At 45.3% G+C, this 13,278-nt stretch carries 7 protein-coding genes; 1 reads left to right on the top strand and 6 read right to left on the bottom strand.

Going from position 1 to position 13,278, the window contains the following annotated elements:
* Positions 1-17: 17 nt before the first annotated feature.
* From DYD21_RS12775 to DYD21_RS12765, 3 genes are all read right to left on the bottom strand, one after another.
* Positions 18-569: a DUF1648 domain-containing protein gene (locus tag DYD21_RS12775; protein WP_116037382.1), complete on the bottom strand. Its 552-nt coding sequence runs from the start codon at positions 567-569 to the stop codon at positions 18-20.
* A 161-nt stretch (positions 570-730) separates the two neighbouring features.
* Positions 731-3,340 carry a filamin/ABP280 repeat domain-containing protein gene (locus tag DYD21_RS12770; RefSeq protein WP_116037381.1) on the bottom strand — a complete coding sequence of 870 codons (2,610 nt, stop codon included), beginning with the start codon at positions 3,338-3,340 and terminating at the stop codon, positions 731-733.
* Between the two features lie 757 nt (positions 3,341-4,097).
* The gene (locus DYD21_RS12765; protein ID WP_116037380.1) at positions 4,098-5,504 is read right to left on the bottom strand and encodes a phosphoglucomutase/phosphomannomutase family protein; all 1,407 of its coding nucleotides are present in this window, start codon (positions 5,502-5,504) and stop codon (positions 4,098-4,100) included.
* A 250-nt stretch (positions 5,505-5,754) separates the two neighbouring features.
* Between DYD21_RS12765 and DYD21_RS12760 the strand changes: the two genes are divergently transcribed.
* Positions 5,755-6,774 carry a porin gene (locus DYD21_RS12760; protein ID WP_116037379.1) on the top strand — a complete coding sequence of 340 codons (1,020 nt, stop codon included), beginning with the start codon at positions 5,755-5,757 and terminating at the stop codon, positions 6,772-6,774.
* A 100-nt stretch (positions 6,775-6,874) separates the two neighbouring features.
* On the opposite strand, the gene lgt is transcribed toward DYD21_RS12760, so the two are convergent.
* The 3 genes from lgt to gltX form a co-directional block, all read right to left on the bottom strand.
* Positions 6,875-7,900, bottom strand: a complete 1,026-nt coding sequence (gene lgt / locus DYD21_RS12755) for a prolipoprotein diacylglyceryl transferase (RefSeq protein WP_199535537.1) — start codon at positions 7,898-7,900, stop codon at positions 6,875-6,877.
* A gap of 166 nt (positions 7,901-8,066) precedes the next feature.
* The gene (locus DYD21_RS12750) at positions 8,067-11,165 is read right to left on the bottom strand and encodes an AsmA-like C-terminal region-containing protein (RefSeq protein WP_116037378.1); all 3,099 of its coding nucleotides are present in this window, start codon (positions 11,163-11,165) and stop codon (positions 8,067-8,069) included.
* 461 nt (positions 11,166-11,626) lie between these two features.
* The gene (gene gltX / locus DYD21_RS12745) at positions 11,627-13,117 is read right to left on the bottom strand and encodes a glutamate--tRNA ligase (protein ID WP_116037377.1); all 1,491 of its coding nucleotides are present in this window, start codon (positions 13,115-13,117) and stop codon (positions 11,627-11,629) included.
* Between the last annotated feature and the right edge of the window lie 161 nt (positions 13,118-13,278).

Here is a 13,278-nt window from a genome sequence, read left to right as displayed (position 1 = left end):
CTTCAATTATGCAGCCACTACCCCTCCAAAGAATTCCCATCAATCCCGGTTAGCTTCAATCCAACTCTTTTCTTAAATCGAACAACTATCCACCCTACGTGCACGCCCATCAATAGCAAGTGTACCATCAAAAAAGGAAATAAAGGAATAGAATATTCAGTGGTTGCGTATATGTAGTTATACATCGCGACAGCTAAAAACAAAATAATCATCCAGAAAAACGCGGTATGTAGTAGCAGGCCTGTATATCTGCTTACAAGGGATTGAAATTTTTCTTGTTGATCCTTTTCGAGTTCTAAAATGTGCTCTTTAAAAGGGAAATTGAACCAGGGTGAATCGATCGGTAAGGTTTGAGTATTTCTGATGAGATATAGGATGGGAAGCAAAATAATGGAAATAATTATCGGTACCAGAAACCAGCTGAATATGGACGTTTCGGAAAAACGGGTAGCCTCTCCGTTTGCCCCAAAGTGCATGGGGATCTGATCAGGTAAAGTAGGGTAGGTGACGATCATAAACACCCAATAACTAATAAAGAGAGTGGTGTTAGTTAGACGAAATAGTTGCATTGAAGGTTCAATTATTGCCGATGCTGGGATATTTTAATAATTAAAGGTGTTGCCACGATAATTTGCACTACCCAGAAAAAAATCATCTTCTGTTATCGGTTTTCAAACAAACTCCGGTCCCCCGTCAATTCCCTTCTTATTTTTTCCTTCTAACTTCTATTCTAATTTCCGGAACTTCTGTTAACGGAAGATACACGGAAGCGGTCAGAAACTTCGTCCCGAATGCCATCAACCGAAAAAACGAGGTTAAACCACCTTATGTTCGTTTCGATTACAAGATCATCGAAAACAGCGAGACCTGACTGATTCGTAGCTACTTCGAGATTTCCACTCGAAAATTCATTTCCTCCAAGTTCCCGTACCCTAACTATTACACCAGGTATGTTATGGCCATACGTGTCAGTGACACGAACGGTTGGCGGGCCTTCAATAGGTTGCCCGCTTCGGGAATCTTCAGGTTCAACCACTATAGTCATTTCACTGGGATTACCAGGTTCAAATGTGATGACCGGAGAATCATCAAGTAAAACTCCATTTGCTGAGATACTTACTGCTACAACACCTACAGAGATACTTGATATGTTAAAGCTGTATGTTCCGGGAGTTGATGATTCAGTGATTGACCCGGCAGATGCATTTCCGTCCAGATTTATATTAAAATCTACATTTTCTAATCCACCGATTGGGTTTCCATAGTCATCTCGTAATTCAACTGTCACTACGGATGTTTCACCCGATTGAAGGACTTCCGGTGAAGCTGTAACGGAGGAATTAAATGGACTGGCCTCTGCTGGAGATACGATGCTTGTGTAGGGGCTCTCACCTAAACGTGCCCCGTTGAACCAGGCGTTTACCTGGTCAGATCCTTTGCTAACCGGTACATATATTGCAAAGTATACTCCTGCATTTTCCGATGAATCGACAGATAGATTTCTCAGATTTGTTCTTCTGACGTCGACAGAAAGATCATCTTCTGCGCCAGAAATGGCATTTTCAAAGCGATCAAGCAGGGTAATCGTAATCGTGGTTTCCTCACCGGTAGTTCCATTGGGTACATCTGCACTGCTCGTGGACATATCAGCTGATGCAGCCAGCACGTCGAACGAATTTGAGGTTGTACGCAAGTCATCAATCTGAAATATCAGAGCATAATCTGACCCAGCTGTATAAATGATCAAATTACTAAATTGCGCTACCCCGCTGCTGTTCGTAACTGCGGTTGTAGAGCTGGAACCGCTAAATGTATTTTCGTTCAATCTAACAAGCACATCTACATCTTCAAGTGCGTTCCCAAAACCATCAACTACACGTACAGCCGGAGCAGAGGATATTGCAGAGCCGGCAGTGACGTTCCCTGGTTGCTGAGTAATAATAATTTCTGAAGGGGATCCGGCACGAATATCAATGGAATAAGGACTATCTGATAATTGATTTCCATTGAGCCTTACAGATACCAAATCAGTACCTGAGTGAGAGGGTGTGTAACTTGTCTCGTAACGGCCATCTCCAGCCTCAGATACCGAAGGTGTTGCACTATTGACACCACTTACTTCAACCGAAAGACTATTGGCGGCATCTTTAACTTTATTTCCAAAACTATCTTCTAATATGATCGTAATATCTACTGATTCTCCAACTGAACCTTCTTCATTAATCTCGGCTCTGCTCGTTTGAGGATCAGCTTCTGCTGCAACTATTTCAAATGAATTTGAATGTGTTGTTTGAACATCGGAATCATCAGTGCTGAAAGAAAGGCTGTAATCGCTTGAAGCCCTTTCTATGATGAGATTATCAAAAGTGGCTATACCATTCTCGTCAGTTATGACTTCAGTTGTACTCGGGGAGTTAAAAGAGTGTTGGTTTAATGAGACATGAATTGTCGCCTCTTGAACAGGATCACCCAGATTGTCTGTTAATTTCACTGCAGGATATGGTGAAATTCTGCTGCCTGCTTCACCTGTAGAGGGTTGCTCAGTTATATTGAGTAGAGGACTGGTAAATTCACGGAAAATGGCAGTTGCTTCAACGTTATCTGAAATAGTGATTTCCTGTGATGGTTGATCCCCTGATAAATCACCCTGCCATTCAAAAAATGTCCAGCCAGACTCGGGTAAAGCTGTCAATAAGACTACATCTCCATCAACAAAATTATCTCTGTTAGGATCTCTCTCTACCGTACCTTCACCTTCGGTATTGATTGTTATTGTGTAGCCATTGGACAAGCTTCGATCAAAAACAGCAGTAATACTCTTTTCTTCGTCAACAGAAATTAGTTCGGGATTTTCAGTACCCGTTAAATCCCCTTCCCAATGATCAAAAATCCAGTCTTCTGCAGCTACGGCTTCCAATCGTACTTTCCTGCCGGATGTGCTCAAAGAGTCTTCGTTAGCATCTGAACCAGCTTCTATAACTGTCTCCCGTATAAAACCCTCTCCGCTAATTTCAATATTCAGGGTATAATCTCTTTCAGTGAAGTGAGCCCTCACATTTTTATCTGAATCAAATAAAAGTAATTCGGGATTGATGTTGCCTGTGATGTCGCCATCCCATTTCAAAAAAACAAAGCCTTCTGCAGGTTGTGCTTCAATTTCAATTCTGTCGCGAGAGGAATATTCTCCGCCAGATGGATGTACGGAGCCACTCCCTTCCGGAATTAAAGTGGTTTCCAATGAGTAAACAGGGATTGAATCCTCAAATGATGATGGACCTGAATCGCACCCCATAGAAATAGCCAGGGCAAATATCAGGAGAGTAATCTGGAATTTTTTCATGGCCTTTACACCACATATTTAAAAACTGAGTACTATTGCATCGCTCGTTGAATTTTTTTCGAAGAGATAAATCTCAACAAAAAAGAAGGTTTCATTTATGGTTTAAATCCAGAGTTGTGTAGCTAAATATCAGTGAGAAAACAGTAACTGAGGGTATCTTAAACCCTGTTTTATGATTTAGATATGATTAACACTATATCTGATTCATTAAATTGTTAGTCAGAAATTAATATTGCAAAAGTCGATGTTTCAACGCGAAATTTGATGCAATTTCGGTTACAGTCATTTTAATACAATACCTGTATAATGTGTTTTCATAAACAATTAATGCAACATTCTATTTTAATCAATTTAATAGCAGGCTATTATTTTATTAGAGATATCTAATCATGATTAGTTTCATGACCTGTTTGATCAATACATCGATGGCAATCAGGTAAGAATGAGAAGCAATTATTTACCTGGCAGTTTATGCGCGCTGATAAGCAAGGGTGTTAAAAGAGTCAATTTCATCGAAAATTGTTGAGAAAAGCTGATCTATCAAAAAGTGATCTCAGATGCATTTGCCCAAAGTTATCCAGCACAATCTTTGATTATCCTTAAGTCGAATTCAGGAGTCTGTTACAACGGCACGAGCAATCACCAAAATCCGGGCCTCCGTCATCTGCCTCCCGTCTAATCCCTTCTAAAATATTACTTACTCAACGGAGCATTGGCTTAGTCAAAACTTTTTCTTTTTCACTTTTTCACTCACGAACTAAAACTGATCCACCATCTGCGTCACATCCTCAACCATTGCTTTTGCCTGTTCAGCCGAAGGCGCTTCCGCGTAGATTCGGAGTACCGGCTCTGTGCCTGAAGGACGAACCAGCAGCCAGGATCCATCTTCCAAAATCTGTTTGATGCCGTCCGTAAACTGCCATTCAGTTACGTTCTTTCCGTCAATTTTGGTGAGTTTCTTATCTTTGCAATGTTTAATCATTGCCTGTTTTTTGGATTCTTCGGTGTGAAGATCATTGCGATAGTAGGCGTGATCACCAAATTCATCAAACAGCTCCTGCACCAGCTCGCTCAGTTTTTTTCCTGATTTTACCATCATTTCGGTCATCAGCAGGCCGATGTAAAGTCCGTCCCGCTCCGGGAGATGCCCTTTCACGGAAAGTCCGCCCGATTCTTCACCGCCCACAATCACATCTCCGTTCACAATAAGCTCGGCAATATATTTAAAACCGATCGGGGTTACTTCAATCGGCAGGCCGTATTCGCTGGCCTGTTTGTTGAGCATATCCGTAGTTGAAAATGTTTTAACGATGGTGCCTGAAAGTCCTTTTTCTTTGTGGAGATATTTGACGAGCAGACTCAGAATGCGATGAGAATCTACAAATGTGCCGTTTTCATCAAACAATGCAATCCGGTCTGCATCGCCGTCATTTGCAATCCCTATCTGGCAGTTGTTCTTGGGAATGAACTCAGAAAACTCCGCCAGATTTTTTTCGATCGGTTCAGGCGGAATTCCCTTGAACGATGGATTCACCTCTCCGTGGAGTTCAAATACCTGCTCGCCGAGTAGTTTTTTGATTGCTCCCATCCCCGATCCAAACATTGGATCATGGCCAATTCGGATGCCGCTCTTTTTTATAGCTTCAATATCAATTTTTTCCCGAAGTACATTCAGGTACTGCTCAGTCACCGTAATTTCACGGATAATGCCGGCTTTCAGACAGCTTTTGAACGATGGAATATTCGGAACTGATTCCTCCTGATAAAGACGGGATTCAACGCCTGCAATCTGATCCGGAGTTGCCGATCCTCCAAACGGAGCTTTAATTTTAAACCCGTTATAATTGGGTGGATTATGGCTGGCAGTAATCACAATTCCTACGGCATCGTAATGTTTTGCAGCCCAGCTTATTGCCGGCGTGGGGGAGATGGACGAAGAGAGGCGAACCGGCACTTCCATCGCACAAAAAACGGCGGCGGTATGCTCGGCAAACTCACGCCCCATAAAACGGGCATCGTAGCCGATAACTACGCCGTTTGAGGTGATGTTTTCCTCGGTGATCCAGCGCGCAGTTGCCTGTGCAACGATGGTCAGGTTTTCGAATGTGTAATCATCAGCGATAATGGCGCGCCAGCCATCTGTTCCAAAGGAGATTTTCTTCATAGGATTTACTCTGCTCAACAGGTTAAGAAATTTGACCAAAGGTACGATACACTCATTACAGAATCTAATTGTAGATCAATTTTCCTTTTTTCCTGAGATCTTCTTCATTCATGGCTATATTGGCGCCAATGTTTAGATATGGATATCAGTAATCGGAGCTATCAAATGAAGTTCCCGGAAGGGATCTTCTACTTTAAATAAAACTAAATTAACCGGAAGAAATACCGGTTATCTAAAAGCAAATGTGATCATGATACAAAATAGCATGCGTGGTATAATTTTATTCATCCTGGTAATGGTTTTGTCGTTTGGAACGGTACAGGCCCAGGATCAGGAACCATTAACAAACGAAATGCAGAATCTGCTAAAAAGCGAACCGTTTAATGTTGGGCTTCTTCTTCAATCAACCGCAAATTTTTCACTGACTGACGATGGTTTCAACGGCGGCCGGCGATTCGGACTTGGCGCTACCCGTTTGCGATTTGGCGGGGCCATTGACGGCGGCTTTGATTATGTTCTGCAGATGGATTTTCGCCGAACATCAAGCGTGGTAGATGCGGCAGTGGGTTACAGGTCATCTGAACAATTCTACATCAAATCCGGTCTTCAGAAGCCGGATATCGGGCTCGACCTGGCACCTAATCCCGGCCGTACCGATTTTATAAGCCGTGCACGGCTGATTGGTGTGATGCTGAATACACGAGAGGTCGGGGTCTCCGCATCCGGTAATTTTGATAATTTCGATTACAACATAGCGATATTTAACGGAACGGGATACAGCCTGAACAATGATGATCGGTTTATGTATCTCGCAAAATTTGGATACAACGTGGATATGGGCAACAACCGGTCACTCTATTGGGGTGCGAATGGTGCATTAAACACTACTCAGGGTGCCTCAGTTGGCAATTCGGGACTCACTTCCAGGGAAGACCGTCTGATTTACGGCGCGTTTGCCAAGTACGACAGCGAAAGCTGGTTTGGCGCTGCAGAACTGTTGATGACCTCCTTTGATACCCCGGGTGTGGGTGATGAAACCATCACCGGTGCGTATGTAACGATCGGTAACAAAGTAACGGACAGAGATGAACTGCTTGCACGTGTGGATCATATCGGATATAACGAAATCGATTCGTCTACCCAGTTGTTTATTCTGGGCTGGAACCGCCAGGTAACTTCGTTGATCAGCGTTCAGCTAAATGCGCTTGGTTTGACTGGAGACGGTGATGAAAGCTTCGGACTTGCTGCAAACTTTCAGTTCCAGTTTTAGGCAGGAGAATTAAGACAAGAGAAGTGAGATTTGAGACAAAATCTCACTTCTCACTTCTCACTTTTCCCTTCTCTTATATCAATTGCCTCATATCTCACACCTACTTTCCCTGCTTACTCCAATTCACCTGCTTCACAAGCACCCAGATTCCATAAGCTACGAGCGGAATACTGAGCCATTGCCCCATATTCAGCGTCCAGGTTGCTTCAATATCGGAGTGGGCAAGTTTGGTGAATTCGATCAGAAATCGACCGGTAAAGAGCATCACAAGAAATGTGGCAAAGAGTGAACCTTCAGGGGGTCTGTTTTGATATTTCTTATAAATCGACCAGAGCACACCTAACACAACAAGGCAGAGAAGAGCTTCATAAAGCATGGAAGGATGGCGCGGGATGGCCCGTTCCGTTGCTGTCAGATGAGGGGATACTTCAAAAATGACGGCCCACGGAAGATCGGAGGCTTTCCCCAGGATTTCGGAGTTCATAAAATTTCCGATCCGGATGAACATTCCGCCAATCGCAACGGCAGGCACTACGCGATCGGCCAGCCAGAAAAAGGTCATGCCGGGTGTTTTTTTAACGTAAAGATACATCGCAATAATAATTCCAATAGCGGCGCCGTGACTGGCAAGTCCGCCGGTCCATACCTGTGGAACCAGGTGAATATTTCGCATGTAATAGTCGAGATCGTAAAAGATAACGTGCCCCAGCCGTGCCCCAATGACGGTGGCAATCAGCACATAGATCAGCAGACGGTCCATATCCTCCTGCGAACGCCCTGCAATGCTGAACATCCGGTAGGTTATCATGTACCCGAAAATAAACGCAGAAGCAAACAACAGGCCGTACCATCGCGGTTCAAGCGGCCCGATGGTATCAAGTGTGGGCGAGCCGATAAAAAGAAACGGAATTTGCCCCACGATAAAGGCTACGGCACCAAGCGCCCAACCTTTCCAGGGCTCCTCCATATGTTCGCCTTTTGGCGGTTTTATTTTCTGCCAGCCAAGGTAGAAGAGAATTGCGGTTAAAATCAGGCCGAATATGGATACTGAAAAGGGGAGATAAAATTCGGGAATGGTGAAAATTTCGGGGCTTGGCCCCCAGGTCAGATGATTACTGCTGTTCATATAGCGGATTGATTAAAATTGAAGACCTAAAATACAAAAGCAGAAGGGAAAGTTCTGAGGTAATCGATGCAAGATTTTAGGAGAATAATCAGGATGAGATTAGCCATCATAATATCGGATACAGGGATAAAATTGGGAGGCTGATTGAGCCTCCCATTATAAAATTCTACCCTCCAAACAAACGCCTCAGCACATCGCCGGCGCCGTCACGGACAGCATCACGGATGATATCTTCAATGACACTGGTATCCGGACGAACCTGTGGATTCGAGGCTGTTCCGGTGATAAGAATCGGCACGGCAAGGGTTCCGTCTTCTGTTTGCAGTGCATTGGCAGCTCGTTCAGAAATTACACTTGCAATACCCCGCTTGAATCGCTCCGGAAGCAGCATGGTCGCCCGGAAATTGATCCGGTCGGTAATCATATGCTGAGTTCCCTCCAGTTCCAGGCCAATGTTTTCGCTTGTCAGCCTGAAATCTTCAAACGTGAGAACTGTGTCCTGAATCGAAAATGTTGCGGTCCACTCGTCCAGGGCGAGATTTCTGAATTCACTCACATTAAACAAATCAGCGACTCTCTCCTGGATTGGATGGCCGCGAAGACGTGCACGGGTCATCCCAAAAGTACCGCTGGAATTTGTTGTGGTCAGATCGGGAGTTACCGTTTCATCCATCTCCGTGAAATAGGAGATATCGGTGCTGAATTCACCGCTTACATATTCATGGAATGTACTGTTTTCACCTAAAAAGCCGGTATCCCTGAAAAAAGCCTCGGCGGTCAGTCCTTCCAGACTTCCCTCAAATGAGATGTCTGTTCGATCCGGTCCCGGCACATTCCAGACCATCCGGCCGGTCGCTGTTCCGTCAAATAGTGAGGCGTCGGCTTCATCAAGTATAATCTGGTCAGGTGTGGTTCGGCCTGACCCGGTAATGTCGGTGATGGAGATTCCGAAAAAGATCAGCCGGTCGATCTGTGCGGTTACCTCTGATACAATATTGGGCAGCTCGATCGGAATCGGCTCAGTGGGATCGGCCTCCTCATCCCAGTCGATCATTTCATCCATATCCAAAAGCTGACTCCTGTACGAACCGGTAATCGAGGGCATGGTGGATGTATCGTTGTGATTCTCTTCAAGAAAACCGAGGTAATTCCGGACTCTTCCTTCCAGCCCGATATCGGATGAGCCGTAGTTCATCACAAACTCTTCGAGGTTCATCTCCTCCGGAGTGATATTTAAAATTCCATTCAGATCGGTGATGGGCAGCGGGATAGAATCCCCGGTTGCGTTCACATTGCTCACTTCGAGTGAGCCATTCAGTGCAAGCTGCTGCGGATCTCCGGCCAGCCCCCGCACATTCAGGTTCATGACGGCATCACCGGTCAGCTCCTGGATCCAAGGTTCGAGTGAATAAAAGTTACTGATATCGCTGAAAACGGCGTTACCGTCGATCGTAAGATCTAAGTCGGGATCATCACTCAGATACTGACGCACCGTACCGTTCATGGAAAGGGAATTTTGTCCGGTCGTAAAGCGTGCTGTACTTATGGAAAGCTCGGTCCCCGAAGCTTCCGCTTCGAAAGTGATATTCTCCAGCGGCTGCCCCATGGATTGATGTGCAATAAAGCCATCCCGGAGCTGGATTGTGCTTTGCTGCAGCAAAAGTTCCGGCTGGTCGGGGTCCACTGTACCGCGAAGGGTAACATCCGCATCAAGCTGCCCCCTCAGTTCCAGGGTATCCTCATCGATCGGGTAAAACTCCTTGATGGTTGCGAGGTCGAAATTCAATCCAGCTGAGAGATCAACACTCCGGGTATCCTCATCGAGCGGATTGGTTATCGAACCGTTCATCCGGAACCGGTTTGATGCGGCCCTGAAACCCGATTCATCAATTAAAATCTGCTCCTGACTGGCCTGAATTCTGGCGTTAATCTGCTCAATGGGGCGGGGTACATCAATATATTTCAGTGAACCGTCAGTGAGAATAAAATTGCCTGAAAAGGTAGCCTCTTCCGGAAGATCAATTCGTCCGTTTGCGGTCATATCCGCCGCTAAAAGTCCGCTCAGATCCTCAATCCCAAACTCTTCAATAGGATAGAAACTGCTCACGGTTGCCAGGTCTACATCCCCGTCAAAAGCAATGGAGAATACGGCGTCATCATCAAGCGGACGCTCAACGGTTCCGGATGCCGTGACAGTATTGTCGGCAGCGCGGGCGTTGAATTCACTCAGCGTTGCAAGCTCGTTATTTACTGTTAAGGAGATGAAGATATCTTCGATGGCCTGGGGCAGATCGGGATTTTGAACATATCCATCGGCAACGTTCAGGAGTAACTCAAACTGCGGAAGTTCATCTTCGGTCATCGTGCCCGAAACAGAACCTTCGAGCTGGAGCGAGCCGCGGGTTTCCAGTCCGGCAAGTTGTTCATCATATTCCGGAGGAGCCAGCCGAAGCAGTTCACCAAAGTTTTCGGAACTGGAATTAAACTGAATATCGAGCATAGGAGCCTCACTGCTCCACTGCGAAACCGTTCCGGCAAGGTTCAGTCCGAGTCCGCGGATGGAAAGGACGCCTTCGGTGAGGGTGAGAAGTTCGTTTTCAAGATCAATCGTGGAGGTCTGGTTCAGGCTCATTGCCAGGTTATCGATATAGGTGGTGCCGCCAACGGATGCCGTAAGGGATTGCAGTTCCGCATCCACAATACTTTCAATGAGCTCATCAAACCGAAGTGAAATATCTGCATCGAGGCCGGAAAGCGTTACGAGGGTGGTATCAGCATCATCCCTGTAATTTACGGCACCCGATTCGATTGTAAACCTTGGAATTGTGATCGCATATCCGTCCTCATCCTCAGCCGGATCTGCCTCTTCATCAGCAAGCTCCAGCAGAAAATCGATATTGCTGGTGCCATCTTCATACACGTGATAAAAAAGCTCGGGACGGTTCATCCGCAGCTGAGAGATGGAAACTTCATTACGAAGCAGCGGAAAAAGCTCCACGCCAACCAGGAGTTGATCAAATGTAACGACGGGTGCACCGTCGGGATCGGGAAGCACAAAGGTGTCGAGTTCAACACCGAACTGCGGAAACGTTCTGAAAAAAGTGAGCGACATCCGTTCGACCTGCACGTCCGTACCAACCGTCTCCTGAACCTGTGGTAAAATCATCGATTTGAGGCGATCATCGGTAAAATAGAGATTCAGGCCGATGATCAGCACGATAAAAAAGATGAGGATACCGGCTAAAATCTTGAGAAAGAGTTTCATAGAAGTCCTTTTTATGTGAATGAACAGTTTATAAGATAATATGTTTCAGGCAATATTCGATACCCTGTGTGATATCCTGTGTCCCGATTGATGAGCAAATAAAAAAACCGGTGTTGATCCGATTACAAGAAATGGTTGTGTTACCTATTATGGAGCATGAAACGGGATCCGATAGGACAGGGTTTCGTTCGCAGAAATTAATGAGCAGGCTTGAGAGTAATTATCAAGGCGGCATAGAAGATGAGAGGAAAAAAAATCGTAAATCATGAGGCTATCAAAAAAGGACCTCCAATAAGGAAATCCATTTTCAGTACCACCATCTGCCACGTCCCGGTGCGGTATCACCGTTAGAACGCAAGCTTTAACTTCTTACTGCAAGATTAGAATAGTGCCGCAGACATTCCTTTGGTGTAATGTTCGCGCTCAGTGTATCCGCACCGTTGATTAAACCCTTTTGCTGATCATACCAGCTTATTAAGGGCAGTATCAATTCTTCGAAGAACAATCTCTTTTCCGAGAAGCTCCATGGAAGCAAAAAGATCCGGTCCAAAACCTTGTCCCGTCACCGCAATACGCAGCGGCATCATCAGTTTTCCAAAGCCCACGTCATGTTTTTCAATCACACTTTCAAGATGTGATTTGAGTGTGGCTGCATCAAACTGATCTTCTGAAAGTCCGGAGATTGAATCCCTGTAGTCAGAAACCAGTGCCGGACTGTCGCTCTTCCATTTCTTCAGTGCTTTCTCGTCGTACTCCTCCGGATCCTTGAAAAAGAAATCACCCATGGTAAGCAGTTCGTCCACCTTGCTGACCCTGTCTTTCAGAAGCGAAACTGCCTCAATCAGAAAATCCTCGTCGGGAAGCTTTACCTTTTGTTCTGACGCGATTGACCTGACTTTAGCGGCAATATCTTCATCTGATTGCTCGCGCAGGTAGTGCTCGTTGTACCAGAGTAATTTTTTGTGATTAAACACAGCGCCGCCTTTACTTACACGGTCGAGTGTAAAGAGCTCACAAAGCTCATCCAGCGAATGGATTTCGCTGTCGTCACCGGGGCTCCAGCCCAGGTAGGCAAGGAAATTCACCAAGGCTTCCGGCTCATAATGGTTTTTGATATAATCTTTTGTATTCACCGGAATTCCTTCTTCCTCGGCTTTTCTTTTTGAAAGTTTACCGCCGGTGGGTGACATAATCAGAGGCAGGTGTGCCATTTCAGGAGCATCCCATCCGAAAGCGTTATAGAGCAGAATATGCTTCGGCGTACTGCTGAGCCACTCTTCACCGCGAATTACATGCGTGATTTTCATCAGGTGATCATCCACAACATTGGCCAGGTGATAGGTTGGCATTCCGTCTGATTTCAGAAGCACCTGGTCATCAAGCCCTTTGGTTTCAAACGAAACGTGTCCCCGGATGATATCCTCAAAACGCACCGTTTCTCTGCGCGGTACTTTAAGACGAACGACATACTCATCACCCTCTTCCAGCCTTTTGGTGACTTCATCCTGCGAAAGGGTGAGGCTGTTTTTCATAGACTGACGGGTCACCGAGTCATACTTTGGTGACGGATTGCCGGATTTTTGAAGCCGCTCACGCATCTGATCGAGTTCGTCGGTCGTATCGAAAGCGTAATAAGCGTGACCACTTTCAATCAGCTGTTCTGCGTATTTACGATACAGATCTTTGCGTTCACTCTGCCGGTATGGCCCATATTCACCAGGGTTTTTTGGCCCCTCATCAATTTCAATTCCGCACCACTCAAGAGAGCGGATAATATCACTTTCAGCCTCTTCCACGTAACGGCTTTGGTCGGTATCCTCGATTCTGAGGATGAATGAACCGTTTTTATGATGTTTGGCAAAGAGATAATTGTAAAGAGCGGTTCGTAATCCGCCAATATGAAGAAATCCGGTAGGTGAGGGTGCAAATCGTACGCGTACGGTGCCTTCCATGCTGAGTGTTGATTGTTTTTTTTATAATTATGTAACTTTGCAAAATAAGAGTTAATGAGTTGGGAGGCTAATTGAAATCTTGTTTTAATCTGTAGATGTGAATTCCAAATCCGATACAAATGTTGTACACTATATTTGAACTGCAAATTAATTCAGACTGG

The sequence above is a fragment of the Rhodohalobacter sp. SW132 genome (assembly GCF_003390325.1).
Classification (GTDB): domain Bacteria; phylum Bacteroidota; class Rhodothermia; order Balneolales; family Balneolaceae; genus SW132.
Note: the sequence above shows the minus strand (reverse complement) of the source record. Positions and strands in the feature narration are given on the sequence as shown.